Raw genomic sequence first — 25,558 nt, 5'->3', positions numbered from 1 at the left:
ATGTCGACACTTGAAGCGCCGGTGCAACTGCGAAACGTGGTGCGCCAATTCGGCGAGCAACGGGTCATCGACGGCCTGGACCTGGACATTGCGCCCGGTGAATTCGTGGCGTTGCTCGGCGCCAGCGGCTCGGGCAAAACCACCTTGCTGCGCAGCCTGGCCGGGCTCGACAGCATCGACAGCGGCCAGTTGTTGGTGCCCAAGGCGCGGGCGGCGGTGTTTCAGGAACCACGCCTGATGCCGTGGAAGCGCGCGTGGAAAAACGTGATCCTCGGCCTGCGCATTCCCGACGCCAAGGCGCGCGCGGTGCAAGCCCTGACCGAAGTGGGGCTGGCGCATCGGCTCGACGCTTACCCGGCGACCCTTTCCGGTGGCGAAGCCCAGCGTGTTGCGTTGGCCCGAGGTTTGGTGCGCGAGCCCAAGTTGCTGCTGCTCGACGAACCCTTCGCCGCGCTGGACGCCCTGACACGCATCAAGATGCATCGGCTGATCATCGAACTGTGGCGCAAACACACGCCAGCGGTGCTGTTGGTGACCCACGACGTGGACGAAGCGATCCTGCTGGCCGACCGCGTAATTGTGCTGGCCGACGGCAAGATTGCCGAGCAACTGACCATCGATTTGCCCCGTGCTCGCGACACGGGTCAGGACGGTTTTCAGGCGATTCGCGCACGGCTGTTGGGCCTGCTCGGCGTTGAGGTGGATGCGCTGGCGGCGCGAGCGGTCAGCGATAACGTAAGGCGGTTCGCTCATGGTTGATTTGAAAATCGTTGCGCTGTTGGGCGCTGCGCTGTTGCTCGGTGGCTGCGATAAGGCCGTTGAGGCGCCGAAGTCATCCTCGGATTTATCCGGCGTCACCTTGATTCTGGGCGACCAGGCCAAAGGCTTGCGCACGGTGGTCGAAGCCGCCCACGCCTTGGATGGCATCGACTACAAAGTCGAATGGGCCAACTTCCAGGGCGCCGCACCGCTGTTTGAAGCCCTGCGCGCAGGCGCTGTGGACCTCGGTCCGGCAGGCGATACGCCAGTTCTGGCCGCTGCCACTGGCGGCACGCCGTTGCGCATTGTTGCGGTGCGTCGCAGCCAATCGCGCGGTATTGCGATTCTGGTGCCGCCCGACTCGCCGATCCGCAGCGTGGCGGATCTGAAAGGGCGCAATGTGGTGGTGTCGTCGGCACGCGGCAGCATTTCCCAATACCTGCTGATTCGCGCACTGGCCGATGCGGGTGTTGCCGAGCAGGACGTCAAGGTCGGCTTCGTGCTGCCCACCGATGCGTTGCCTGCATTCAATGCCGGCAAGATCGAAGCCTGGGCCACTTTTGGCGTGTATCAGGCCTTCGCGGAGGAGCAGGGCGCGCGCGTACTGATCACGGGCGAGGGCATCAACACGGGCCTGACGTTTATCACCGCCTCTGACGAAGTGCTCACCGACCCGCTCAAGCGCAAGGCCCTGAGCGACATGTTGCAACGCTTTGCCAAGGCCTTCGACTGGGCGCAGAAGAACCCGGACGAATACGCGCGGGTGTTTGCCAAGGCCAACGACATTCCGCTGGGCGTATCGAAGTTGCTGCGCAAATGGGGCGATGAGACCTTGCAGCCGGTGGAAGCGCGGGATGTGCAGGCGTTGCAGCAGGTGGACGATTTGTTCGTCGAGAAGAAGATCTTTCCGCATCGTGTCGATGTGGCAAAGATCACCGACGCCGCTGCGTTCCCGACGCCTTAATCCATGGCAATGCCGGGCAGCCCGGCATTGTCGTTCGAGCCCATGCGGTCCGCCAGGTAACGCGCCGGGGGTTGCCCCACGGCTTTACGGAACATGGTGATGAAGCCGCTGGCGTTCTCATAACCGAGGTCCAGCGCCACACGCTGCACACTTTCCCCCTTGGCCAGGCGTTGCAGTGACAGGATCACATGCAACTGCCGGCGCCAGCGCCCGAAACTCAAGCCCAATTCCTCCAACAGCAACCGCGTCATGCTGCGCTCGCTCATGCCGATACGCACGGCCCATTGGCCCAGGGTGGACTTGTCGCCCGGGTTGGCGAGCAGGCTGTCCGCCAGGCGGCGCAGCCGTGCGTCCTGGGGCATGGGCAGGTGCAGGTCTTCGATCGGCGCTTGCGCCAGCTCATCCAGCAGCGTGTCTATCAAACGGCCTTGGGCGCCTTCAACGTCATACAGTTGCGGGAAGCTCACGGCTTTGGTGATCAACTCGTGCAACAACCCTGAAACGCCCAACGTGCAACATTGCCGGGGCAGCGTGTCCGAAGCGTCCGGGTCAACCAGCAGGCAATAGACGTGCGCCTCGCCGGAACCACGCGCCGCATGAGACATGCCGCCAGGAATCCACAGTGCGCACTGCGGCGGCACGATCCAGATACCCGCTTCGATTTCGCAATGAATCACCCCGCGCAGGGTGTACATCAGCTGTGCCTTGCGATGGGAATGCTGTTCATGCTCCCAGCTTTCGGCCGTGCTCGTAGCGCCCACGGCAACCACGGCGCGGGGTATCAGGTCGGCGTCTTTGGACATTTGCGGGTCGCGCAGGTCGAGGCGGTGGCGTTTCATGGCGAATTCACAGCTTGGCTGAATTGCGAAACATTCTGGCTATTCTGTGCAATGCCGTCCAGTGGCGTGATCACTATAGTGAGATCCACTCTCATTCAGGAGCTCTGCCATGCGACTCGACAGCACAACCTTCCCTGTGGTCAAAATCGTCTTCGATGCACCCAACGAAGGCGGCCCAGACGATACTTTCCTCACCTTCGCAGGCCTGCTCGCGCGGCAGCAACCCTTCCTGCTGCTGCACGAAAAAGCCGTGGATGAAAGTAACCACGAACACTCCCACGAAGAGCGTAAACAGGCAGCCATCTGGATGAAGAAGAACAAACCGGCGCTGCGCACGTTCGTCAAAGGCATGATCCAGGTGGAACCCAGCGCAGCCAAACGCCTGGCGCTCAAACCCTTTGCCGTGACGTTCGGCAAGGCCTGGGGCTACCCGCTGCTGGTGGTGGAATCCAAAGACCGCGCCTGGGCACTGGCGCGGGATGTGCTGGATGAGCAGGTGTCGGATGTGGCGTATTTTTGAGGTGAATTGCCGGCACTGCAATTCTCTGTGGGAGCTGGCTTGCCTGCGAAGGCGGCGGCATGGCTAAAAGAGATGCCGCCTGACCCACCGCCATCGCAGGCAAGCCAGCTCCCACATTGAACCGAGGTGTGGCTCAGTCCACGCAAATCGCCCGGCCAAGCTGGCCTTTTTCTACAGTCGCCGAGCAGCCGAAATGGCTGTTATCAACCTGGCACGCGCCTGTCACTGGGCCTTTGCCCGATTGCGTGGTCACGCTGGTTTGGCACTCACCCTCACACTGGCTTGAATCGGTGCAGGCCTTGCCGGCGTCCTTGTACGGCGTGATGCATTGCCAGCGCTGCAACTTGCCGACCTGCTTCATCGTGCCACCGCCCGCCAGGCAAGCGGAGGCAGTGGCGTCCAGTGCGGGAGTGTGCGAGTTGCTTGAGCAGGCCGAAACCAGCAGCAGGGCGGCCAAGCCAATCATCAATTTCATGCAAAAGTCCTCGTGGAGTAAGCGCAGCGGTGCAGTGTACGGGCTATTGGGCTACTTTGACTGACGAGTGATCCCTACCCGGAACTGACCCATGCATACGTTATGGAAGCGCTACCTGAACCTGCTGGAAAACGACCTGAGCACGCAGATCTTCGACAATGTGAAGAACCTGCTGGTGTGCGCGCTGCTGTTTGCTGCGGGGACCAACACCTTGCTCGGCCAGCGTGAATTATTCATCGGTGTGTTCGCCTCCAGCGTGGCGGGCTGGGGCTTGATCATCCTGTCCACGGTGCTGATGTTGTTGAACGTCAGCGACGGCATTCGCCGGCTGGCCAAACTGCGCTATCACCTCGCGCTACAGGGGGTGCTGATCCTGGTTTATCTGGTGATTGCCGAGCGGGTGGTAGAGATAGTGTGGGGCTTTCGAGCGCATTGAGTTGCTCCCGTTATGCCTGGATATCGCAGGGTTTGCGCTAGAATCGCCCCTGCGCTGACGGGGGATGCACACTATGCAGATGCTTTATTGCTACGTCGATGGATCTGATAATCACACGATCGAACCGCTGCTGATCGACGCTTTCAGCGCGTTGGTTGCCAATTGGGCACCGTATCGCGCCGTGCTGGTGAATGACCAGCAAGCACATACACTTCAGATGGGACACGATGACCTGAGTGATTGGTTTATCGGTCTCAATCTTCCCTTGAATCAGGTTGGCCCACTTCAAATCACGCAGTTGATCGCTTGCGCAAAGGGCTTGGCTGGCGCTACGGGGCGTGATTTTGTGGTGGGTATCACGTTGAAGTCGGGGCTTTCTGAAGATCTTTTATTTCTCGATGAAAACGCCTGCGAGGCTGATGGGCAACGCCTTCTCACGATGTTGGAGGGCGAAGGGCATGGGGCTTGATATTCATCTTGAAGCGGACAAGCGGTTGTCCAGGGCTCAATTGGCGGATGCTGTGCAGGCCGTTGGTGTTACTGAGATGTATCTGAGTGAATGGCCTATGTACGCCCGATTTCATTCTGGCCTTTACCTGACCGCGAGCGATGAAGTGGATGACCCCGATATTCGCGCGGAGGGTAATCATGGTTTGGCGTTTCCAGTGAGCACTCGTATTTATCTACGAATAAAAGGTTCTGCACCAGAAGACGCCGATCCCTTCGCTGAGATCAGAGCCTTGGTAGAGCAGCTGACGGCCCGCTCCGTCGCTTTTTTTGTGGTGTCATTTCAATTCGAGTCGCTGATGTACTACCGGGATCAGGACGGGCTTCACGTGCGCTAGCGCCCCACCGCACACCCTTGTGTTTCAGGTATCCTCCGCGCCCCGCTTATCACCGATTCAAAGACAGATGACAGGACAAGACATGCAGGCGTTGCTGGAGTCGATTCTCGACGAAGTGCGCCCACTGATCGGCCTCGGCAAAGTCGCCGACTACATCCCTGCGCTGGCCGATGTGCCGGCCAACCAGCTTGGCATCGCCGTGTACGGCAACGACGGCGCGGCCTACTGCGCAGGCGACGCCGACACGTTGTTCTCGGTGCAGAGCATTTCCAAGGTGTTCAGCCTGGTGCAGGCCATCGACCACGGCGGCGAAACCATCTGGGAGCGCCTGGGCCACGAGCCGTCCGGGCAACCGTTCAACTCCATGGTGCAGCTGGAATTCGAACGCGGCCGCCCGCGTAATCCGTTCATCAACGCGGGTGCGCTGGTGATCTGCGACATCAACCAGTCACGTTTTGCCGTGCCGATCCTGTCGATGCGCGACTTCGTGCGTCGCCTGTCGGGCAACCCGCAGATTTTGGTCAACAGCGTCGTCGCCGACTCCGAAGCCCAGCACGGCGCACGCAACGCGGCCATGGCCTACCTGATGAAGTCGTTCGGCAACTTCCACAATGACGTGGACGCGGTGCTGCACAGTTACTTCAACTACTGCGCGCTGCAGATGAGCTGCCTGGACCTGGCCCGAGCCTTCAGCTTTCTTGCCAATGAAGGCGTGAGCGCCCACAGCGGTGAGCAGATCCTGACCGCGCGCCAGACCAAGCAAGTCAACTCGATCATGGCCACCAGCGGGCTGTATGACGAAGCGGGGAATTTCGCGTATCGCGTGGGGTTGCCGGGCAAGAGCGGGGTTGGCGGCGGGATTGTTGCGGTGGTGCCGGGGCAGTTTACGGTGTGCGTGTGGTCGCCGGAGCTGAATGCGGCGGGGAATTCGCTGGCGGGGATGAAGGCGCTGGAGCTGTTGAGTGAGCGGATTGGGTGGTCGGTGTTCTAAGGTGTGCTGGCGCTGACCTGCTGGAATGCGATCTACCCACACCACCATTCCCCCGTGGGAGCGGGCTTGCCCGCGAAGGCGATGGATCAGCGATGCATTACGTGACTGACACTCCGCCATCTCAAGGTACGCCTGATAGTTCCCACGCTCTGCGTGGGAATGCATCCCGTGACGCTCCGCGTCACCTTACGCAGAGCAGGACGCGGAGCGTCCGGGGCGGCATTCCCACGCAGAGCGTGGGAACGATCTGTTTCAAGTCGTTGGGTGCGCGACGTTCAGCGCCTTGTCTACCAGCAACTGCACACCTTCCAGCATGCGGCAGATGCCCAGCGCGACATTGCGTTGGGAACCCTCGATTTCAAAGGCCATGTGGTTGGCAATATCGCAGAGGGACGCCAGGTCTTGGGACGCGTTGACCAGCAGCGTTTCCGTGCCTAGATCTGCGCGCACGGTGAAGAGGCCTTCGCTGGATTCGGGGATGGGTTTGCCGGGGTTTAGGTAGTGATTGATTGCGCGGTAGGCCACCTCGTGCAGGGTGCTGGTGTCGAAGTCTGGGTGGCCTGGGGGATTTGGACTGTCTTTAATCATGGTATGGCTCCTTTATAAATGGAGCTGCCACGATTCGCGGTCAAACGAAATAGGGTGGCAGCTATACGCGGGTTGACCGACCGGCCAAGGAGCAAAACCGGCATACCCGAAGGTATCCCGCGTACAGCTGCCGCGACACGATACATCAGGCGTAAAAAAAACGCCCAAGATCGGTGTTGGCGCACTTGCTCTTTGAAGTCGGACGGTCAAATCCGATCGCTGATTTGGCAGCGACGGCGGAGAGGTTAGTCAGCACCTTTCCGAGCCACAACCTGAATCCCTTGTCGGAAATTTCCGAGAGTCGCAAACCCGGCGCACCATTTATCGCCACCCTGAATTATTCGATTTTCGTACTCATCTGCTTATTCAGCGACGAGGATAAAGACCGCGAGCCATGCGCGAAACGCGGTCGATAAGCCGGGCAAAAAACCTGTGGCGAGGGAGCTTGCTCCCGCTGGGGCGCGAAGCGGCCCCTCTGTCAGCCTCTCGGTGTATCAGGCGCACTGTGCTTGCAGGTGGTGGGGCCGCTGCGCAGCCCAGCGGGAGCAAGCTCCCTCGCCACAGAGGGCCGGTTCCAATCAGGGGCGGTGGGTTAGTTGATATTGAGTCGATCCAGCAGGCTGTACCACGCCACGCCCGCGCCGATGTAAAACCGCTGCAAGCCGTGCATGGGCAAGCGCTGCAACGGTGTCACCGGGTAGGCAAAGTCGGCCTGGCTGTCACACAAACGCCCAGCTAATTGCTGGCCCAGGCTGGTACACAGTGCGATGCCACGGCCGTTGCAGCCCAACGCCAACGTCAGCCCCGGTGCGGGTTCATGTACGTGGGGCATGAAGTCCCGTGTGATCGCTATGCGTCCGGCCCAGCGATACTCAAACTCCAGCGGCCCCAACTGCGGAAACAGCAACGCCAACGAACGCTCCAGGTGCGCGAAATCTGCCGGCGCGGTGGGGTCGTTGAACAGGCCACGCCCACCCATCAGCAAGCGCCCATGACTGTCCTTGCGAAAATACAGCAGCAAGCGCTGCGCGGTCGAAACGGTTTCCTGACCCGGCAAAATGCGCTCTGCCGCGCGCCCACTCAACGGCTTGGTGGCGACGATAAAACTGTTCGCCGCCAGAATGCTCTGCGCCATCCCCGGCCACAAATTGCCGCTGTAGCCATTGGTGGCCAGCACCACTTGATCGGTGTTGACCTGCGCGCCGCCAGCCGTATGCAGTTGCCAGCCAGACCCGATTCGCTGCATTCCTGTCACGGCGCTGTTCCCGTGAATCTGTACGCCGGCCGCCAATGCGGCGCCGACCAGCCCACGGGCATACGCCAACGGTTGAATCGCTCCAGCGCGACCGTCCCACCAGCCTCCGGCAAACGCTTCACTGCCCATGCGCGAAGCGACCGCTGTGGCATCCAGCGTCTGCACGGGCACACCTCGGCGGGCCCATTGTTCCGCGCGCGCATGCAACCCGGCCACGCCTTTTTCAGTGTACGAAACCTGCATCCAGCCCTTGCGCACCGGTGCGCAATCGATGCCGTGGCGCTCAATCAACCTGAACACCAGATCCGCCGAATTCGACACCGTCGAAATCAACGGCTCAGCCCGTTCCGGCCCATACATCTGCACCAGTTGCTGCGGGTCATATTTAAGTGTGGGGTTGACCTGCCCACCATTACGCCCTGATGCGCCCCAGCCCGGTTCATTGGCCTCCAGCACGCACACACTGACGCCACGCTCGGCCAAATGCAGCGCCGTGGACAACCCGGTATACCCCGCGCCGACAATCGCCACATCCACCTTCACCGACTCACTCAACGCAGGCGTTGAAACCACCGACGGGGCTGTCGCCGACCACAATGACTTCATGACAGGCTCCGCGTATCGCCAGTGGGGTGCAGCACGCGCCGCAGAAAGTCCTGGGTGCGCGGATGCTGCGGGTTACCCAGCACCTGCTCGGCCGCGCCGCTTTCGACGATGTAGCCGCCATGCAGGAAGCACACGCGGTCGGCCACTTCGCGGGCGAAGCCCATTTCATGGGTGACCACGATCATCGTCATGCCTTCATCGGCGAGGGTGCGCATCACTGCCAGCACGTCGCCCACCAGTTCGGGGTCCAGCGCCGAGGTGGGTTCGTCGAACAGCATGGCTTCGGGTTTCATCGCCAGGGCGCGGGCGATGGCGACGCGCTGTTGCTGGCCGCCGGAGAGTTGTTCCGGGTAAGCATCGGCCTTGGCACTCAGGCCGACCTTTTCCAGCAGCACCAAGGCTTCTTCACGCGCTTGTTTCGGTGGCTCGCCTTTGACATACACCGGGCCTTCCATCACGTTTTCCAGCACGGTGCGATGGGGGAACAGGTTGAAGCGCTGAAACACCATGCCCATGCGGCTGCGCAACGCGTGCACGGTTTTGCTGGCGCGTTGCACGGTTTCACCGAACACGTTGATGGTGCCGCCGTCATACGCTTCCAGCGCGTTGATGCAGCGCAGCAGGGTGGATTTGCCCGAGCCCGACGGGCCGATCAGGCACACCACTTCGCCCTTGGCCACGTCCAGGTCCACGCCGTGCAGCACGCGGTGGCTGCCGTAATGTTTTTGCAGTTGGCGTATCTCGATCATGCTTTTTTCCTCCGGCTCAGGTGCTGTTCCATGCGGCGCAGGCCATACACCAGCGGCAGGCTCATCAGCAGGTAGAGCAGGGCGACCAAGGTGTAGACGGTCATGTTCTGGAAGGTCGAGGAGGCGATGAGTTGGCCCTGGCGGGTCATCTCCGCAACGGTGATGGTGGACACCAGTGAGGAGTCCTTGAGCATCATCACCAGCGTGTTGCCGTAGGGCGGCAGGGCGATGCGAAACGCTTGCGGCAGGATCACTCGGCGCATCATCAACGCCGAGCGCATGCCCAGCGCTTCGGCGGCTTCGCGCTGGCCCTGTTCGACGGCGATGATGCCGGTGCGAAAGTTCTCCGCTTGATACGCCGAGTAAGCGATGCCCATGCCGATCACGCCCGCATAAAACGCGGTGAGGTGCACGCCCATGTCCGGCAGTACGAAGTAGATGTAAAACAGCTGCACGATGATCGGCAGCCCCCGGATCACGTTGATCACGGTGCTGGCCGACCACGACAGCGCGCGGATCGGCGACAGTTTAAGCAGCGCCAGCACCAGCCCGATGGCGCTGCTGAGCAGGAACGACAGCACGGTAATCTGGATCGTCACCAGGGCGCCTTGCAGCAAAATCGGCAGGAAGTCCTGGGCGTTTTGCAGAAACTCATTCATGGGTATCAAGCCCCCACTTCTTGAGGATGGCGGCGAGCGTGCCGTCGGCCTTGATGCCAGCGATGGCGGTGTTCAGGCGGTTGAGGGTTTCGGCATCGCCCTTGCGCACCACCAGGCACACTTCGCCAACGTTGGTCGGCTTGTAGTCAGGGGCGAGTTTCACGCCTTTGAACAGCTTCTGGCGGATCTGGTAGGCCACCACTGGCTGGTCGCCGACAGCGGCTTTGATACGGCCCAGGGACAGGTCGCGGACCATCTCGCCGATGGAGTCGTAGGTGCGGATTTCCTTGAAGATGCCGAGCTTGTTCAGTTGGTCGTAGAACACGGTGCCGACCTGCACGCCGACGATCTGGTCCTTGAGCGGCATCAGGTCCGGGTAGGCGGTGGTGTCGTCGGCGCTGACGATCAGGCCTTCACCGTAGGCGTACACCGGGGCGCTGAAATCGACGACCTTGGTGCGCTCTTCGGTCTTGAGCATGCCGGCGGCGATGAAGTCGAGTTTGCCGGAGGTGAGGGAGGGGATCAGCGCGGCAAAGTTGGTCTGCTCAATCTGACTGGTGAAGCCACCGGCCTTGCCCACCGCGTTAGCCACATCGACCATCACGCCCTGAATGCTGTTGCTCTTGATATCGAGGAAGGTAAACGGCGAGCCGCTGGCGGTTGCACCGACTTTGTACGAGGACGCACTTTCTGCGTGCACTGCTGTTACGCAAAGCGTGGCGCACAGACCAAAGGCGAAGCGGCGAAACAAGGGCGAAAGACTGTTCATCGGGTTACTCCAGAAGGAAAACGGAAAGTCAGTACCGCGAGCGGCTGCCAATGAAATCGCAAGCTCTGTGCCATTTCGATTGATATAAATCGTATGTCGCTACAGAAAACAGACTAAATGAACCATTCGTATCGATATGCGATATTTAGTGGTCTATTTTTGTAATTTAGGGTAGAAATATCGCCATCCGGATCGACCTGACCACGAGTTCGCCATGCCTGAAGAACGCAGCAGCTTGCATAACCAATCCCTGGAAAAAGGCCTGTCGGTGCTCAAGGCATTCAGCGCCCAGCGCCGCAGCATGAGCCTCGCAGAGGTGGCCGAGGCCGCCGGCATGACCAAAAGCTCGGCCCAGCGCATGGTGTTTACGCTTGAAAGCCTGGGTTACCTTCGGAAACACTCGCGCACACGGCATTACCAACTCACACCGCGGGTGCTGGAGTTGGGGTTCAGCTATCTGGATGCGCATTCGTTGATCGAGGTGGCCAACCCGTTTCTGTCGGAGTTGACGCGTTTGACCGGCGAAACCTCGTGCCTGACCGAGCCTGCGGGCTGCGACATGACCTACATCGCGCGGTTTGTCAGCTCGGGCTTTGTGCCGGTGCACATGCCGATCGGGTCGCGAGTGCCGATGTATTGCACGGCGTCGGGAAGGGCGTATTTGAGCGCGTTGCCGCATGACGAGGCGCTGGTGTTGATCGAGAACAGCCAGCGCATTGCTCATACCAGCCAGACGTTGACTGAAGTTGACCAGATTCTGGAGTCGTTGCAGCTAGTGCGCGAGCAGGGCTACGCGGTGAATGGCCAGGAGCTGTTCCTCGGCGACATGACCATCGGCGCGCCCGTTCTGGGTGCGAATGGTCGGCCAGTGGCTGCGGTGCATGTGGTGGCGCCGACCAGTCGGTGGAGCAGGGCGGATGCGGAGAAGCAGCTGGCGCCGGCACTGTTGCAGTGTTCGAGGGCGTTGAGCAATTCTGCGCGCAATCTTGAATAGCCCCATTCTCAAGAACACAGCAAATTTAATGTGGGAGCGGGCTTGCTCGCGAGAGCGATGTATCAGTCGCCAGGTGCAGTGACTGGCACACCGCATTCGCGAGCAAGCCCGCTCCCACATTTTGATCTTCAGTATTCTTTGAAATTTATGGGTGCCTGTAGGAAAGCAAACATCTATGTCAGTTAAATCTTAATAAGGGTAGGGGTCCTTCACATTCTCAAGGCATTGCTCGACAATGCGCCCACTGTTCCGGAGTAGTTCAGCGGTAGAACACTCGGCTCTTAACCGGGTGGGCGCTGGTTCGAATCCAGCCTCCGGACCCATCCATTACACAGCAGTCTGGACATACTTCCAGATCACATGGAGTGACTAGCATGGATGCAGGTTATGCAGTCTTCCAGTTGTCCAGGGCACTGCTTGCGCACGATCAAACTTGTAGCCCTCTCGCCCGTTTTAATGCCCGCAGACGCATCTCGCGCTGGAAACAGGTTATTGCGCGCATTCTGCAAAGCACCGCAGAGTATGGCTCTCGTACCCCGATTGCTGAGGTTCCCGCCTGGGTTACGCTGGAAGTAACTACAGGGGGGTTCGCTACCGGTAATCTGTTGGCAGGTGGCGAATTGACCGACTATGAGCGTGAACTGGCCGCCTCCCTCCCGGGGATTCGTCGAGGGTTTGAGCGGTTGGATATCAATGCCTGGCATCTCACAGATGACGGTCTTGATGCGCTGCATCAGCTTCTGGCCAGTTGTGACTATCGAGTAGATGTCCCGGAAGAGGCAGCGTTACTGACCGTGGCTTGGTTGTCAGGCCAGCGGCGTACTGACGAGGCGCGTGCCCTCATAGAGGCCATTGTTCCTTTTTTTGACCGATTGCGTTTCTTTCCGTCTATCTCTACGCAGCTTCCGATCTGCGCCACGCAGGTACATGTCGTTGACGCGGGTGAGGTGAAGCAGTCTCTTATAACCTTGCCTGCTCAGACTCAGATCGCTGTGCAGAAACAGGCGATCACAAGACGGATACCCCTTTATGATTCAGCCATCGCACATTTCCTCCTGACTTATCAGGCTGGCTGGCCTTGCCGTCATTACCCACCTCAGTGGCACGAGCAGGCGGCCGAACTGGAGGAAAATTATAAAAAACTTGGCATCGACAGGTGCTCCCCTGACCGCTTGGCGGAACTGTTTTCTTTACTGGAGCAATGCTCCCGCAATGCTGAATCGCTCACAGGGCGTCAGGTAGGTCGTATACGACGAATTGTCGATGACTTCGTGCGCAAACATGGCACTCCGGACTCTGCCTCTCACTTAGCGTTCCGCGCGAACCAGCTTCGCCAGGTGGCGGGGCCAGAGCATCATCTAATTGCGCGTGTCGTGGCAAAGCGTCTGTCCAAGTATCCAGCGCAAAGTGGCATTTCGGATTTTGTCGATTTGGCCGCGCCGCTCACTGCTGCGGAGGCATCGGAATGTGCACAGGCCGAGGGTGTCGCGATACCAACGGCGATCCTGCGCCGTATTCAACGCTGTCGCAGCGGGACTATTAGCGAACTGATCAAGCATGGGCTGATCACTTCGGGTGACACAGTCGCACGGGTGCTGCCCGCGATGACCGCTCAGCTTAGTAGCTCGGGGTTGCGGGACGAAGCGTTGAGGATGGTCTACGCCTCGACCTACCGGGCGTTCCGTCGGCGGCGTTCATTATTGCTGTTGAATCTTGAGCGTCAGGTTGGCCTGAGTGAGTTGCCCTGGATTGCTGCAATTGAGCGCGACCGTCAGTCAGGCATTGGTGCAGCCAGTGTCGCCAGACAATCCCTCGTTGAGTCAGCGGCATTAACGCTTCATGCCTTCCCTTACGCTATCCTTCCTAACAAGCTTCTCAAGGAGTATGGAGCACTGGCGGACACTGCGGAACTAGATCTTCCCTTCGTGGAAGAGGTCGCTGCAGATATCTTCATGGGGCAGTTTTCCAGTAAGTTCGCTGACGCTGCCAGGCGAGCGGGGCCGGTGATAGCAGGGTCACTTTATATACGTTACTACGCCATTGATACCGACGAGCTGGCCGGCCTCGTCACCCGAGGGCGGCGACAAGCGCGAGTGGCGAGCGATGCGTTCGCGGCCTTGTGCGCGAGGCGTGCGGGAGCTGAGTTAGGCGCTTGGCATCCGGCAACCAATGGCACCATTCTTGAGCAGCAGCAGATTTTAACCACGCAGAACCTTGCGGTATTGTTTGAATCGCTTGGGTTGAAGGTTTTGCTACGGTCTAAATTAGGCAGCATGGTGCAGGCGTGTTTTGAGTGGATATGTAGACGGCATCAGGTGAAGATCGAGCATTATCATGCTCGGTTGATAATGCTAAAAAATACCGCCTATGCCTGGCGCCAGATGGTGTTCTACCTGGCGATGCTCGATGAAGATGATCGCAGAGATGCTTTGGCGTCTATTGAGGCTTATTTCGCTATTCAGCCAGTGGCTTTTCGAGAAAGATTCCTGCCGCTGATGAGCGGCTTGCGCAAGGCTTGTGCTGGCGAAGTATTGCCTCAGCGCGCTCCAACTGAGGACGGTGCGAGAGTTTTTCTGGGATGGACAACGACGCGGCATTGGTTACTACCCCCGCAGGAAGTTACTTCAATCCGAGCTGTTGAGCAGTAGTGACGCTAAAGATTCAAGTGTGGGAGCGGGCTTGCTCGCGAAAGCGCTGGGTCAGTACCGAATGGGTTGACTGGCACACCGCATTCGCGAGCAAGCCCGCTCCCACATTTGGATCTTCATTGGGTTTGAGAATTGTGCGAGCCCAAACAAAAAATGCGCCCCTGAGGGCGCATTTTTTTGTTCAGTCAGCTATCGCCTGTCAGGCAATCGCATCCCAAGCCCGATCACCGTTCTCGTCTTTGATCCGAGTCGGCAACCCCATCACGTCCAGCGCTTTGAGGAACGGCTCAGCCGGCAGTTCCTCGACGTTGGCCATGTGCTTCACATCCCACTCGCCACGCGCAACCAGCAGCGCAGCGGCTACCGGCGGCACGCCGGCGGTGTAGGAGATGCCCTGGCTGTCGGTTTCGGCGAAGGCTTCTTCGTGGCAGGCCACGTTGTAGATGAAGACTTCGCGCGGCTTGCCGTCCTTGGTGCCTTTGACCAGATCGCCAATGCAGGTTTTGCCGGTGTAGCCGGGGGCGAGCGAAGACGGATCGGGCAGCACGGCCTTGACCAGTTTCAACGGCACGACTTCCAGGCCTTCAGCGGTGGTGACCGGTTTTTCGGAGAGCAGGCCGAGCTTGTTCAGCACGGTGAACACATTGATGTAGTGTTCGCCAAAGCTCATCCAGAAACGCACGTTGGGCACGTCGAGGTTTTTCGACAGCGAGTGCACTTCATCGTGGCCGGTCAGGTACAGGTTCTGCGAACCGACAACCGGCAGGTCGTCGGTGCGTTTGACTTCGAACATGGTGTTGCTGGTCCACTGGCTGTTCTGCCAGCTCCACACCTGCCCGGTGAACTCGCGGAAGTTGATTTCCGGGTCGAAGTTGGTGGCGAAGTATTTGCCGTGGGAACCGGCATTGACGTCGAGAATGTCGATCGAATCAATGCGGTCAAAATGTTGTTGTGCTGCCAGCGCTGCATAAGCGTTGACCACACCCGGGTCGAAGCCCACGCCCAGAATGGCGGTGATGTTCTTCTGTTTGCACTCTTCCAGGTGGTTCCACTCGTAGTTGCCGTACCACGGCGGGGTCTCGCAGACCTTGCCCGGCTCTTCGTGGATAGCGGTGTCGAGGTAAGCCACGCCCGTGTCGATGCAGGCACGCAGTACCGACATGTTGAGGAACGAGGAACCGACGTTGATGACGATCTGCGATTCAGTCTCGCGGATCAGGGCCTTGGTCGCTTCCACGTCCAGGGCGTTCAGCGCGAAGGCTTGGATGTCCGCAGGTACCTTGAGGCTACCCTTGGCCTTGACGCTGTCGATGATGGCCTGGCATTTGGAGATGTTGCGCGACGCGATAGCAATACGACCGAGTTCGTCGTTGTGCTGCGCGCACTTGTGGGCCACCACCTTGGCGACACCTCCTGCACCAATGATAAGAACGTTCTTTTTCAATTGCTTTATCTCTCCTTTATCCGCCAGCTTACGAAAGGCTGGACAGGTAGTCGTCGTAACCAAATTCACGAACCACTTCGACTGTACCGTCGAGTTGTTTCACTACGATGGACGGCATTTTCAGGCCGTTGAACCAGTTTTTCTTGACCATGGTGTAGCCCGCGGTGTCGATGAACGACAGCCGATCGCCGATGGTCAGCGGACGATCAAATTGATACTCGCCGAAGATGTCCCCGGCCAGGCAGGATTTGCCGCACACCATATAGGTGTGTTCACCATCGCTCGGCGCCAGCTTGGCGTTCAGGCGATAGATCAGCAGGTCCAGCAGGTGGGCTTCGATGGAGCTGTCTACTACGGCGAGGTTTTTGCCGTTGTAGAGGGTGTCGAGTACGGTCACTTCCAGCGAAGCGCTGTTGGTGATTGCCGCTTCGCCCGGTTCCAGATAAACCTGCACGTCGTACTTCTGCGAGAACGCCTTGAGGCGCTGGCAGAAGGCGTCGATGGCGTAGCCTTCACCGGTAAAGTGGATGCCGCCGCCGAGGCTGACCCAGTTGACCTTGTGCAGCAGCGCGCCGAAGCGTTCTTCGATGGTGTTCAGCATCTGGTCGAACAGGTTGAAGTCACCGTTCTCGCAGTTGTTGTGGAACATGAAGCCCGAAATCTGCTCGATCACGCCTTCGATCTTCACCGGGTCCCATTCGCCCAAACGGCTGAACGGGCGCGCTGGGTCGGCCAGCAGGTAGTCGGAGCTGCTCACCTGCGGGTTCACACGCAGGCCACGGGTTTTGCCCTCGGACCGCTCGGCAAAACGCTGCAGCTGGCTGATCGAGTTGAAGATGATCTTGTCGCAGTTCTGCAGCATCTCTTCGATTTCATCGTCGGCCCAGGCCACGCTGTAGGCGTGTGCTTCACCTTCGAACTTCTGGCGGCCGAGCTTCAACTCATACAGCGACGACGACGTGGTGCCGTCCATGTATTCCTGCATCAGGTCGAACACCGACCAGGTCGCAAAGCACTTGAGCGCCAGCAGAGCCTTGGCGCCGGACTGTTCGCGCACGTAAGCAATCTTCTGCATGTTGACCAGAAGCTTCTGTTTATCGATGAGGTAGTACGGCGTTTTGATCATTTTTGAGAGCCTGCGGCGGTGCCTGCCAAAAAAGGACACGCATTGTGCCCGCACTTGGATCGAATCGAAAGGTTAGCGGGCGGAAAATGCTGCCCTTGGTTTTCAAGCGTAGCGGCTAAGTATGACCATCTATAGCCATGCCCCCGTTCAATGTGGGAGCTGGCTTGCCTGCGATAGCGGTCTTTCAGTGCCGGCTATATTGGCCGATCCACCGCTATCGCAGGCAAGCCAGCTCCCACACTGGATCTCCTCCAGACAGAAGAGGGCGCCGCTACTAGCTGCCATCAAACTGTCATCTCCTCACCTCCGAATTGCCACATTCCCCCGCTACTGTCCTCGCCAATGAGATCGATCTCAAGCGAGACACAATGACTGACCTGAAAGACGTCGCCCGACTGGCAGGCGTATCCCGCGCCACCGCCGCGCGCACCTTTGCTTCACCTGATCAAGTGCGGCCAACCACCCGCGAGCAGGTGTTTTCCGCCGCCCGTGAGCTGGGTTTTCGGCCCAACTTGCTCGGCCGCCAACTGCGCCTGCAAACCACCCAACTGATCGGCGTGGTAGTCCCCAACCTGCTCAACCCGGTGTTCGCCGAGCAATTCCAGGCCATGGAGCGCGCCGCGCGATTGCGGGGCTATAGCCTGCTGCTAGCCACCACCGACTACAGCAGCGAGCGTGAGTGCATCGTGGTCGAAGAACTGCTGCGCCAGCGCGTCGATGGCCTGGTGCTGACTGTGACCGATGCCGAAAGCAACAGCGTGCTCAGCAGCCTGAACACCGAAAAAACCCCGTTCGTGCTGGCCTATCACCAACCGGGCAACCCCAATTACAGCGCCGTGTCGGTGGACAACCGCGCCGGTATGGCGATGGCCACGCGTTACCTGCTGGAGGCCGGGCACCGGCGCATCAGCATGGTGGCGGGGCCGGCGTTGCAGTCCGACCGTGCGCGCCTGCGTTATGCCGGTTATTGCGATGCGATGAACGAATACGGCCTCGACAGCCGCCCGGTGATCGAAATGCCGGCGCATACCAGCGCCGAATTCGCCGCCATCGCGCCCTGCCTGCAAGGTCCAGAAGCGCCCACCGCACTGGTCTGCTCCAACGACTTCCTGGCCATCAGCCTCATCGCCGAACTGCGCCGCAATGCCTGGAACGTCCCCGAGCAACTCTCGGTGATGGGCTTCGACGGCATCGCCCTCGGCACCCAGATGCACCCGACCCTGTGCAGCGTGGTGCAGCCCATCGCGCTGCTTGCCAGCACGGTGATTGACCAACTGCTGGCGCAAATTGCCGGCGAAGCTCCGATTTCCCATTGCCTGCCTTGCCATATCCGGCCCGGCGAAAGCACTCAACCCCATGAGGAGACGCTTGATGCGCGCGTTCAGTAAAACCCTGGCAGCCGTGCTGCTGTGCGGCGTGGCCAGCCTGGCCCAGGCCGCCGAGACTGCGATTTGCTACAACTGCCCGCCAGACTGGGCCGACTGGGGCACCCAACTCAAAGCCATCGCCGCCAGCACCGGGGTGCAAGTGCCGCTGGACAACAAGAACTCCGGCCAATCCCTGGCCCAGTTGGTGGCCGAGAAGGCTGCGCCGGTGGCCGACGTGGTGTATTACGGCGTGACCTTCGGCTTGCAGGCGCAAAAAGCCGAGGTGGTCGATACCTACAAACCCAAAGGCTGGGAGCAAATCCCGGCCGGCCTCAAAGACCCGGCCGGCCACTGGTTCGCGATTCACTCCGGCACCTTGGGCATCATGGTCAACGTCGATGCGCTGGGCGGGCTGCCGGTACCGCAAAGCTGGGCCGACCTGCTCAAGCCGGAATACAAAGGCATGGTCGGCTACCTCGACCCGTCCAGCGCGTTCGTCGGCTACGTCTCGGCAGTCGCGATCAACCGCGCGTTTGGCGGCGACCTCGACAACTTCGCGCCGGCCATCGACTACTTCCAGAAGCTGGCGAAAAACGCGCCGATCGTGCCCAAACAAACTGCTTATGCGCGGGTGCTGTCCGGTGAACTGCCGATTCTGGTGGACTACGACTTCAACGCCTACCGCGCCCACTACAAAGACAACGCCAACGTCGCCTTCGTGATTCCCAAAGAAGGCAGCATCAGCGTGCCCTACGTGATGAGCCTGGTGGTCAACGCGCCGCACCGCGCAAATGCCGAAAAGGTTCTCGATTTTGTGCTGTCCGATGAGGGCCAGGCACTTTGGGCCAAAGCCTACCTACGCCCGGTGCGTCCGATGAAAATGCCGGCCGAGGTTGCCGCGCAGTTCCTGCCCGACAGCGATTACGCCCGCGCCGGTGTAGTGGACTACGAGAAAATGGCCGCCGTGCAGGAAGCCTTCGCCGCCCGTTACTTGAACGAGGTCAAGTAAGTGGCCAAACACGCAGGCTGGGCACTGGCCCCCGCGTTCGCCGTGCTGCTCGCGTTCTGGCTGTTGCCGTTGGCGCATCTGATCGTGCTTGGCACCGAGACCCGCGACAGCAACGGCAGCGGCTACTGGCAGGTGCTGAGCAGCGCGCAATATCTGGGTAGCTTGGGGCAAACGCTGGTGCTGGCCGTGGTGGTGACGCTGGTCGCTTTAGTGATTGGCGGCATCAGCGGCGTGTTCCTCGCCCGCCAACAGTTCTTCGGGCGCTCGGCGCTGGTGGCGTTGCTGACATTCCCGCTGGCGTTTCCCGGCGTGGTGGTGGGCTTTCTGGTGATCCTGTTGGCCGGGCGCCAGGGTTTGTTTGCTTCACTCGGCCTGCAGTTGGTGGGTGAACGTTGGATTTTCGCCTACTCGCTGGCAGGCCTGTTCGTGGGCTATCTGTACTTCTCGATTCCTCGCGTGATCCTCACCGTCATGGCCGCCTGCGAAAGCCTCGACCGCAGCCTCGAAGAAGCCGCCCATTCACTCGGGGCAGGGCATTGGCGCGTGGTGTGTGACGTGATCGTGCCCGGGCTCGCGCCTGCGTTGGCGTCGTGCGGGGCGATCTGTTTCGCCACATCCATGGGCGCCTTTGGCACCGCGTTTACGCTCGGCACGCGGCTCAACGTCACCCCGGTGGCGATCTATAACGTGTTCACCAACTACGCCAACTTTGCCGTCGCCGCCGCGCTGTCGGTGGTGCTCGGCGCCGTGACGTGGGCGGTGTTGCTGCTCACGCGCCGGCTGGTGAAAAACGCGGGGACGGTCCTGTGAAGCGCTCATCGCTGTTCGTGATTCAACTGCTGTTCACCCTGTTGGTGTGCGCCTTCATGTTGGTGCCCGTGGTGATGTCGCTGCTGGCCGGTGTGACCCGAAACTTCTTCGTCGGCCTGTCCAGCGGCCTGACCTTCGACTGGTTGATCCAGGTGTGGCAGGCCTATTCGCCCACCGTGTGGCTGTCGTTGCAACTGGCGTTGGCCTGCGCGGTGTGTGTCTGTGTCATCGGCGTGCCGGCGGCTTACGCCTTGGTGCGGATGAACAACCGCTTCAGTCGCGCCTTCGAGGAACTGATGGTGCTGCCGGTCGCGATGCCGGGGTTGGCGAGTGCCTTGGCCTTGCTGTTGACCTACGGCCAGTTCGGCAGCTTTCGCAGCAGTTGGCTGTTCATCCTCGTCGGCCATGTGTTGTTCACCTTGCCGTTTCTGGTGCGGCCGGTGATGGCGGTGATGCAACGCCAGCAACTGCCGGTGCTGGAAGAGGCGGCGGCCAGCCTCGGTGCCGGCCCGATCAAGCGCTTTTTCAGCGTGGTGGTGCCCAATTGCCGCGCAGGGATTCTGGCGGGCGTGCTGATGGTGGTGACCTTGTCCCTGGGTGAATTCAACCTGACCTGGATGCTGCACACGCCGCTGACCAAAACCTTGCCCGTGGGCCTGGCCGACAGCTACGCCTCGGCGCGCCTGGAAATCGCTAGTGCCTACACCCTTATCTTTTTGCTGATGATCGTGCCGCTGCTGATCGCGCTGCAGGCCATCAGCGCCCGTTTGTCCCGTGGAGAGCGTCGATGACCGCTATCACTATCCGCCTGCAAGGTTGTCGCAAGGCGTTCGCCGACGGCACCGTGGCCGTGCATGACCTGAACCTGACCGTCGAAGGCGGCGAAACCCTCGCGATTCTCGGCCCGTCAGGCTGCGGCAAAACCACGACGTTGCGCCTGATTGCTGGTCTGGAGCGCCCGGATGTAGGCCAGGTGTTTTTCGGGAATCAGGACGTGACGCGCCTGCCCATCGAGCGCCGCGACGTGGGCATGGTGTTCCAGAATTACGCGCTGTTTCCCAACCTCGATGTGGCCGGGAATATCGTTTACGGCTTGAAGGTTCGCGGCGTGCCTGCGCCCGAGCGCAACAAGCGCTGCGAAGAGTTGCTGGAATTGGTGGGGTTGGAAAACCACGGCAAACGCAGCATCCATGAATTGTCCGGCGGGCAGCGTCAACGTGTGGCACTGGCCCGTGCCTTGGCGCCACGGCCCAAGGTGTTGCTGCTGGACGAACCGTTGGCCGCCCTCGATGCGCAATTGCGTGAGCGCCTGCGCAGCGAGCTGGACCAATTGCTGCGCGGCCTGGGCATTACCTCGGTATTCGTCACCCATGATCAGGGCGAAGCCATGGCCCTGGGCGACCGCATCCTCGTGATGGAGCAAGGGCGTGTCGCGCAACTGGCCAGCCCACGGGAAATCTACCAGCAACCGGCGAATGCATTTGTCGCAGGCTTCGTTGGCAACCTGAATGCCTTCACGGTGATCGAGCATTCAGCCCATGGCCTGAAAGTCTGCGGCGGCGAATTGCCGTGGCATGACGCTGATGTGCCAAACACCGTGTACTGCCGCCCCGAACACCTGCGGGTGATGGAGAGCGAAGGGCACCTGCACGGCCATCTGGTTGCGCAATTTTTCCAGGGCGCGCAAAACCGTCTGCTGGTGGACGTCGGCGGCCCGCAACCGTTGCTGGTGGACAGCAGCGACAACCAGTTGCACCGCGTCGGTGCGCCGATTGCCCTGGCCATTGCGCCGCACATGCTGTTCACCCTGAATGCGTGAGAACTTATGTTGAATCGTCCCTTTCTGGTCGCGCAGATCAGCGACCTGCACCTCAAAGCCGGCCAGCGCCTGACCTATGGCGTGGTCGACACCCTGAGCGCGCTACGTCGCGCCGTCGACCACCTGAACGCCAGCCACCCACGGCCCGATATCGTGGTGATCAGCGGCGACCTGGTGGATTTTGGCCGTGCCGATGAATACGCCGTGCTGCACCCCGAACTCGCGGGGCTGCACATGCCGTGCTATTTGGTGCCCGGCAACCACGACGCGCGCGGGCCGTTGCTCGACGCGTTTCGCGACCACCGCTACTTGCCGGCATCCGCCGATGCGCCACTGGACTGGGTGGTAGATGAACATCCGCTGCGCCTGATCGGCCTGGACTCGACCATTCCCGGCAGCCACGGCGGGCAGTTGCTCGACAGCCAATTGCAGTGGCTTGATGAGCAGTTGGCGCTGCGGCCTGACGTGCCGACGTTGCTGATTCTGCATCACCCGCCGTTTATCAGCGGCATTGGCCATATGGACCGCGAACCCTTCATCAATGCCGCGAGCTTTGAACGCGTCGTCGCCCGTCATCCGCAAGTCGAGCGCCTGCTGTGCGGGCATTTGCACCGGCCGATGCAGCGGCGCTTCGGCGGCAGTGTGAGCTGCGTGTGCCCTGGCACCTCCCACCAGATCGTGCTCGACCTGCAAGAAGCCGCGCCGGCGCATTTCAACCTGGAGCCGGCGGGGTACCTGCTGCATCGTTGGGACGGGCAAGGGTTGGTCAGTCATAACGGCGTATTCGGCGATTACCCGGGACCGTATCCGTTTTACGACGCGAATGGATTGATTGACTAAGGCCTGCCTGTGGCGAGCGGGCTTGCCCGCGTTGGGCTGCGAAGCGGCCCCAAAACCATGCCCCCTGATATGTCTGGCACACCGCGTTGAGCCTGAATGGGGCTGCTGCGCAGCCCAACGCGGGGCAAGCCCGCTCGCCACAAGTGATCGGCTGGAAAATCAGGTGGCCCAGGCACGCGAGCAAAAGTGCCAGGCTAACAATCCCGAGCAGGCTGAGGCCTAGCGCACATCCCCTGTGGCGAGCGGGCTTGCCCGCGTTGGGCTGCGAAGCGGCCCCAAAACCATGCCCCCTGATATGTCTGGCACACCGCGTTGATCCTGAATGGGGCTGCTGCGCAGCCCAACGCGGGGCAAGCCCGCTCGCCACAAGAAGCCTGCTGGCCACAGGTGGGCGGTTAGAAAATCAGGTGGCCGAAGTACGCCAGCAACAGCGCCAGGCTACCCATGCAGAGCAGGGTGAAGACGAGCGCAGTCGCGTGTGCCAGTAGAACGGGCAGCGGTTGCATGAATGGGCTTCCTGGGGATTCGGGAAGCGCCATTATGGAAAGCGGCGGGGTGCTGATACAGGCGCGGGTGGATATTTCAGTGATAAGCAAATCGCTAGGTTTACGCCACCTGATTTCGGCCCGCCGCCTTGGCTTCATACAAGCGCATGTCCGCGCGCTTGAGCAGTGCCGATGAATCTCGATCCGACGGCTCGGCCACGCCAACCCCGATACTCACGGTCACCTGGCCCACGCTCGGAAAGCGAGCGGCTGCGACGGCAACCCGGATTTTTTCGGCGACCACCTCCGGGGTGTCCGGCTCTTTGACTTCCGGCAGCAGCACCGCGAACTCTTCACCGCCGTAACGCGCCACAAAATCCGTGGCGCGGGTGGTGGTTTCGATCAGCGCCGCCAGTTGGCACAGCACGTCATCACCGACTGCGTGGCCGTAGGTGTCGTTGACGCGTTTGAAGTAGTCGGCGTCGATCAACAGCAAGGCGAAGGTGCGGCCGGTGCGCTGGAACAGCAGGCTGTTTTCGGCGAGTTTCTCGTCGAAGCGGCGGCGGTTGTAAACGCCGGTCAGCGCATCGTGGGTGGCCAGTTTGAGCAGGTCGGCATTGGCCTGGGTGAGGTCGGCGGTGCGCTGCAGCACGGTGGCTTCCAGGGACGCGTTGGCTTCTTGCAGCTCGCGTTCCTTACTCAGCAGTGACTGGGTCATGCTGCTAATGGACTGGCCCAGCTGGGCGATTTCCAGCACCGAATGCTCCTGGGCAAATACCGCGCCTGGCTTTTGCTCCTGCACCTGCTTGGCCGAGCGGGCCAGCCGCTCAATCGGTTTGCTCAACGTCAGCGACAGGTAGTAAGCCACCACGGTAATCAGGATGGCGGCCAGCACGCCAAGGATCAGCAATTTATACAGCAGCACCCGCGCCGGTTGCAGCGCGATGTCCAGCGGCTGGCGCACCACGATGTACCAGGGCAGGCTGGCGTTGGACGGGCTCGGCACGGCGACCGAGGCCGTGACGTAACCGTTGCCGGTGGTCCAGCCGGAAGGCGAGTCCAGGCTGCCTTTGAGCATTTGCTGGCCGGCGAGAATCTCGGGGTAGAGCACCTTGCCGTCGAAATCGATGATCAGCGCTTGAATGTCGGGGGCGGCGTCTTTTTGCATCACCGCCGAATCAACAATCTGCGTCACCCAGCTCCAGTGTGCGTGGGCGCCGAGCACGCCAATCGTCTCGCCGTTGGCGTTGCGGATCGGCGCGGCGAAGTCGATAAAGCGCAACGGCTCGCCATTCGCTGAGCCAGGCAGCAACTTGGCGAGCAGTACCGCTTCATGGGGATCACCGGTGTACTCGCCGCGCAGGCCGGCCTGGAACCACGGGCGCTGTGCAACCGACTGATTGACCAGCAAGCCATTCACTGCCTGGCGCACACGGCCTTCGGCGTCGGCCACGCCCATCCACGCGTACTCGGCGCGCGACTGGGTGCGGAGTTCCATCAGCGTCATCACGTCGGGCGCGTCCAGGTCACCCCGACGAAACAGCGGCGCCTTGCTCAGCAGCGACACTTCCAGCTGACGCTCGCGCAACTGCACGGCCAGCAGCGCGGCACTCGAGCGCGCGGTGCTGAGCAGGGCATTACCGCTGGCCTGCTTGACCTGTTCGGTGGCGATATGCCCGACGTAGAAGCCTACGATGAGCAGGATGAGTAAGGATAAACCGGCAAACCACAAGGTCAGGTGAGTACGCAGACTGGCTTTGAGCATGGGTCACTGTCTAAGGCGGCAAGTCATTACATGGTAGGCGTAATCTCAGGGGCGGTGCCAGCGGTGGTGACCACAAACGTACAAGATTCAGCGCAAACCCCTCAGTAGACTCGCCGGACCTTCTTCTACTGCGGGTTGCTTCATGGACATCTTTCTCTACGCCTTCAGCGTCATGTACAGCCCCGGCCCGGTGAACTTCATGGGGCTCAATGCCGGGCTCACCGGCAAGTTTCGCCGCTCCACCGGGTTCTTTATCGGCGTGGGCTGCGCGATGCTGTTGCTGTTCGTGCTGTTTGGCTACACCGGTGAGGCCGTCATCTCCCAGGCGGCACTGCCATACATTTCCCTGGCGGGCGGGCTGTACACCTTGTACCTCGCGTGGCAGGTGTTCACCGCACGGCCGGTGGTTGAAGAACCTTCACACGCGCCCGCCAAAGCCCTCACGTTCTGGAATGGCCTGGTGATCCAGTTGCTCAACCCCAAGGGCATCGTGGCGGTGCTGCCGATTACAAGTGTGATGCTGCCGGCGGCGCATATTACCGGGGCTTCGATCGCCGGGGTGTCGGTGCTTCTGGGCCTGGGTGCCGTCGGTGCGCCGTGGGTGTATGCGTTGCTCGGCGCGGTGTTGGGCCGCAGGATCACCGGCGCGTCGGCGTTCGTGGTGTTTAACCGCTGCATGGGGCTGGCACTGGCTGCGTGCGCCTGTTTCATGTTCCACGCGTTCTATTTGCATGCCGTCTCAACATGAGGAGATTTTGTGATCATCTATAATTAAATGAGTTTGTCTCACGATGGC

Annotated in this window: 26 protein-coding genes and 1 tRNA gene; 17 read left to right on the top strand and 10 right to left on the bottom strand. The window is 60.6% G+C overall.

Features of this window, described 5'->3' with window-relative positions; genetic code table 11:
• Nucleotides 1-759 (top strand): ABC transporter ATP-binding protein, encoded by a 759-nt coding sequence (locus BFW87_RS28945; RefSeq protein WP_078743136.1) that lies wholly within the window; start codon nucleotides 1-3, stop codon nucleotides 757-759.
• Nucleotides 752-1,723: an ABC transporter substrate-binding protein gene (locus BFW87_RS28940; RefSeq protein WP_078743135.1), complete on the top strand. Its 972-nt coding sequence runs from the start codon at nucleotides 752-754 to the stop codon at nucleotides 1,721-1,723. Before BFW87_RS28945 ends, BFW87_RS28940 begins: the two co-directional genes overlap by 8 nt.
• Here the strand turns inward: BFW87_RS28940 and BFW87_RS28935 are convergent.
• The gene (locus tag BFW87_RS28935) at nucleotides 1,720-2,562 is read right to left on the bottom strand and encodes an AraC family transcriptional regulator (protein ID WP_078743134.1); all 843 of its coding nucleotides are present in this window, start codon (nucleotides 2,560-2,562) and stop codon (nucleotides 1,720-1,722) included. The two genes, BFW87_RS28940 and BFW87_RS28935, sit on opposite strands and share 4 nt — an antisense overlap.
• A gap of 109 nt (nucleotides 2,563-2,671) precedes the next feature.
• On the opposite strand from BFW87_RS28935, the gene BFW87_RS28930 reads away from it, so the two are divergent.
• Entirely contained in the window at nucleotides 2,672-3,082 is a 411-nt protein-coding gene (locus tag BFW87_RS28930) for a hypothetical protein (protein WP_078743133.1), read from the top strand.
• A 133-nt stretch (nucleotides 3,083-3,215) separates the two neighbouring features.
• Here the strand turns inward: BFW87_RS28930 and BFW87_RS28925 are convergent, their stop codons facing one another.
• The gene (locus BFW87_RS28925) at nucleotides 3,216-3,557 is read right to left on the bottom strand and encodes a hypothetical protein (RefSeq protein ID WP_078743132.1); all 342 of its coding nucleotides are present in this window, start codon (nucleotides 3,555-3,557) and stop codon (nucleotides 3,216-3,218) included.
• Nucleotides 3,558-3,648: 91 nt separating this feature from the next.
• On the opposite strand from BFW87_RS28925, the gene BFW87_RS28920 reads away from it, so the two are divergent.
• The 4 genes from BFW87_RS28920 to glsB all read left to right on the top strand — a co-directional run bounded on the left by BFW87_RS28920 (nucleotide 3,649) and on the right by glsB (nucleotide 5,829).
• On the top strand, nucleotides 3,649-3,993 hold the full coding sequence (locus BFW87_RS28920; RefSeq protein ID WP_078743131.1) for a hypothetical protein: 345 nt from the start codon (nucleotides 3,649-3,651) through the stop codon (nucleotides 3,991-3,993).
• A gap of 73 nt (nucleotides 3,994-4,066) precedes the next feature.
• Nucleotides 4,067-4,462, top strand: a complete 396-nt coding sequence (locus BFW87_RS28915; protein ID WP_139372526.1) for a hypothetical protein — start codon at nucleotides 4,067-4,069, stop codon at nucleotides 4,460-4,462.
• Nucleotides 4,452-4,838, top strand: a complete 387-nt coding sequence (locus BFW87_RS28910) for a hypothetical protein (RefSeq protein WP_078743129.1) — start codon at nucleotides 4,452-4,454, stop codon at nucleotides 4,836-4,838. Before BFW87_RS28915 ends, BFW87_RS28910 begins: the two co-directional genes overlap by 11 nt.
• 82 nt (nucleotides 4,839-4,920) lie before the next feature.
• Nucleotides 4,921-5,829 carry a glutaminase B gene (gene glsB / locus BFW87_RS28905; protein ID WP_078743128.1) on the top strand — a complete coding sequence of 303 codons (909 nt, stop codon included), beginning with the start codon at nucleotides 4,921-4,923 and terminating at the stop codon, nucleotides 5,827-5,829.
• A 252-nt stretch (nucleotides 5,830-6,081) separates the two neighbouring features.
• Here glsB and BFW87_RS28900 read toward each other — a convergent pair whose 3' ends face one another.
• From BFW87_RS28900 to BFW87_RS28875, 5 genes are all read right to left on the bottom strand, one after another.
• Entirely contained in the window at nucleotides 6,082-6,417 is a 336-nt protein-coding gene (locus BFW87_RS28900) for a DUF6124 family protein (protein ID WP_078743127.1), read from the bottom strand.
• Between the two features lie 592 nt (nucleotides 6,418-7,009).
• A complete protein-coding gene (locus tag BFW87_RS28890) occupies nucleotides 7,010-8,278 on the bottom strand; it encodes an NAD(P)/FAD-dependent oxidoreductase (protein WP_078743125.1) in 1,269 nt (422 codons plus the stop codon).
• Nucleotides 8,275-9,027 carry an amino acid ABC transporter ATP-binding protein gene (locus tag BFW87_RS28885; protein WP_078743124.1) on the bottom strand — a complete coding sequence of 251 codons (753 nt, stop codon included), beginning with the start codon at nucleotides 9,025-9,027 and terminating at the stop codon, nucleotides 8,275-8,277. Before BFW87_RS28885 ends, BFW87_RS28890 begins: the two co-directional genes overlap by 4 nt.
• Entirely contained in the window at nucleotides 9,024-9,686 is a 663-nt protein-coding gene (gene ehuD, locus BFW87_RS28880) for an ectoine/hydroxyectoine ABC transporter permease subunit EhuD (RefSeq protein WP_078743123.1), read from the bottom strand. Before ehuD ends, BFW87_RS28885 begins: the two co-directional genes overlap by 4 nt.
• The gene (locus tag BFW87_RS28875; protein WP_078743122.1) at nucleotides 9,679-10,455 is read right to left on the bottom strand and encodes an ABC transporter substrate-binding protein; all 777 of its coding nucleotides are present in this window, start codon (nucleotides 10,453-10,455) and stop codon (nucleotides 9,679-9,681) included. The genes ehuD and BFW87_RS28875 overlap by 8 nt, the downstream gene beginning before the upstream one ends.
• Before the next feature lie 214 nt (nucleotides 10,456-10,669).
• On the opposite strand from BFW87_RS28875, the gene BFW87_RS28870 reads away from it, so the two are divergent.
• The 3 genes from BFW87_RS28870 to BFW87_RS28860 all read left to right on the top strand — a co-directional run bounded on the left by BFW87_RS28870 (nucleotide 10,670) and on the right by BFW87_RS28860 (nucleotide 14,097).
• Nucleotides 10,670-11,449, top strand: a complete 780-nt coding sequence (locus BFW87_RS28870; protein ID WP_078743121.1) for an IclR family transcriptional regulator — start codon at nucleotides 10,670-10,672, stop codon at nucleotides 11,447-11,449.
• A gap of 248 nt (nucleotides 11,450-11,697) precedes the next feature.
• A tRNA-Lys gene (locus BFW87_RS28865) sits at nucleotides 11,698-11,772 on the top strand.
• Between the two features lie 51 nt (nucleotides 11,773-11,823).
• Nucleotides 11,824-14,097, top strand: coding sequence for a hypothetical protein (locus tag BFW87_RS28860; protein ID WP_078743120.1), 2,274 nt, complete (start codon nucleotides 11,824-11,826; stop codon nucleotides 14,095-14,097).
• A 199-nt stretch (nucleotides 14,098-14,296) separates the two neighbouring features.
• On the opposite strand, the gene BFW87_RS28855 is transcribed toward BFW87_RS28860, so the two are convergent.
• Both BFW87_RS28855 and BFW87_RS28850 read right to left on the bottom strand, forming a co-directional pair.
• Entirely contained in the window at nucleotides 14,297-15,541 is a 1,245-nt protein-coding gene (locus tag BFW87_RS28855; protein WP_078743119.1) for a saccharopine dehydrogenase family protein, read from the bottom strand.
• A 28-nt stretch (nucleotides 15,542-15,569) separates the two neighbouring features.
• Nucleotides 15,570-16,667 (bottom strand): carboxynorspermidine decarboxylase, encoded by a 1,098-nt coding sequence (locus BFW87_RS28850; protein WP_078743118.1) that lies wholly within the window; start codon nucleotides 16,665-16,667, stop codon nucleotides 15,570-15,572.
• Between the two features lie 368 nt (nucleotides 16,668-17,035).
• Between BFW87_RS28850 and BFW87_RS28845 the strand changes: the two genes are divergently transcribed.
• The 6 genes from BFW87_RS28845 to BFW87_RS28820 are packed head-to-tail and all read left to right on the top strand — an operon-like array spanning nucleotide 17,036 to nucleotide 22,512.
• Nucleotides 17,036-18,055 (top strand): LacI family DNA-binding transcriptional regulator, encoded by a 1,020-nt coding sequence (locus tag BFW87_RS28845; protein ID WP_078743117.1) that lies wholly within the window; start codon nucleotides 17,036-17,038, stop codon nucleotides 18,053-18,055.
• A complete protein-coding gene (locus BFW87_RS28840) occupies nucleotides 18,039-19,043 on the top strand; it encodes an ABC transporter substrate-binding protein (RefSeq protein ID WP_078743116.1) in 1,005 nt (334 codons plus the stop codon). Before BFW87_RS28845 ends, BFW87_RS28840 begins: the two co-directional genes overlap by 17 nt.
• Nucleotides 19,044-19,853, top strand: coding sequence for an ABC transporter permease (locus BFW87_RS28835; RefSeq protein ID WP_078743115.1), 810 nt, complete (start codon nucleotides 19,044-19,046; stop codon nucleotides 19,851-19,853).
• Nucleotides 19,850-20,644, top strand: coding sequence for an ABC transporter permease (locus tag BFW87_RS28830; RefSeq protein WP_078743114.1), 795 nt, complete (start codon nucleotides 19,850-19,852; stop codon nucleotides 20,642-20,644). The genes BFW87_RS28835 and BFW87_RS28830 overlap by 4 nt, the downstream gene beginning before the upstream one ends.
• Nucleotides 20,641-21,672, top strand: a complete 1,032-nt coding sequence (locus BFW87_RS28825; RefSeq protein WP_078743113.1) for an ABC transporter ATP-binding protein — start codon at nucleotides 20,641-20,643, stop codon at nucleotides 21,670-21,672. Before BFW87_RS28830 ends, BFW87_RS28825 begins: the two co-directional genes overlap by 4 nt.
• A gap of 9 nt (nucleotides 21,673-21,681) precedes the next feature.
• Entirely contained in the window at nucleotides 21,682-22,512 is an 831-nt protein-coding gene (locus BFW87_RS28820; protein ID WP_078743215.1) for a phosphodiesterase, read from the top strand.
• 606 nt (nucleotides 22,513-23,118) lie between these two features.
• On the opposite strand, the gene BFW87_RS28815 is transcribed toward BFW87_RS28820, so the two are convergent.
• On the bottom strand, nucleotides 23,119-24,762 hold the full coding sequence (locus BFW87_RS28815; RefSeq protein WP_078743112.1) for a sensor domain-containing diguanylate cyclase: 1,644 nt from the start codon (nucleotides 24,760-24,762) through the stop codon (nucleotides 23,119-23,121).
• Nucleotides 24,763-24,904: 142 nt separating this feature from the next.
• Here BFW87_RS28815 and BFW87_RS28810 point away from each other — a divergent pair, with 142 nt between their 5' ends.
• Nucleotides 24,905-25,510, top strand: coding sequence for a LysE family translocator (locus tag BFW87_RS28810; RefSeq protein ID WP_078743111.1), 606 nt, complete (start codon nucleotides 24,905-24,907; stop codon nucleotides 25,508-25,510).
• The last annotated feature ends 48 nt before the right edge of the window (nucleotides 25,511-25,558 follow it).

Origin of the sequence: Pseudomonas fluorescens (assembly GCF_002022275.1) — a bacterium.
GTDB lineage: Bacteria > Pseudomonadota > Gammaproteobacteria > Pseudomonadales > Pseudomonadaceae > Aquipseudomonas > Aquipseudomonas fluorescens_AJ.
This window is presented reverse-complemented; position numbering and strand designations above follow the sequence as displayed.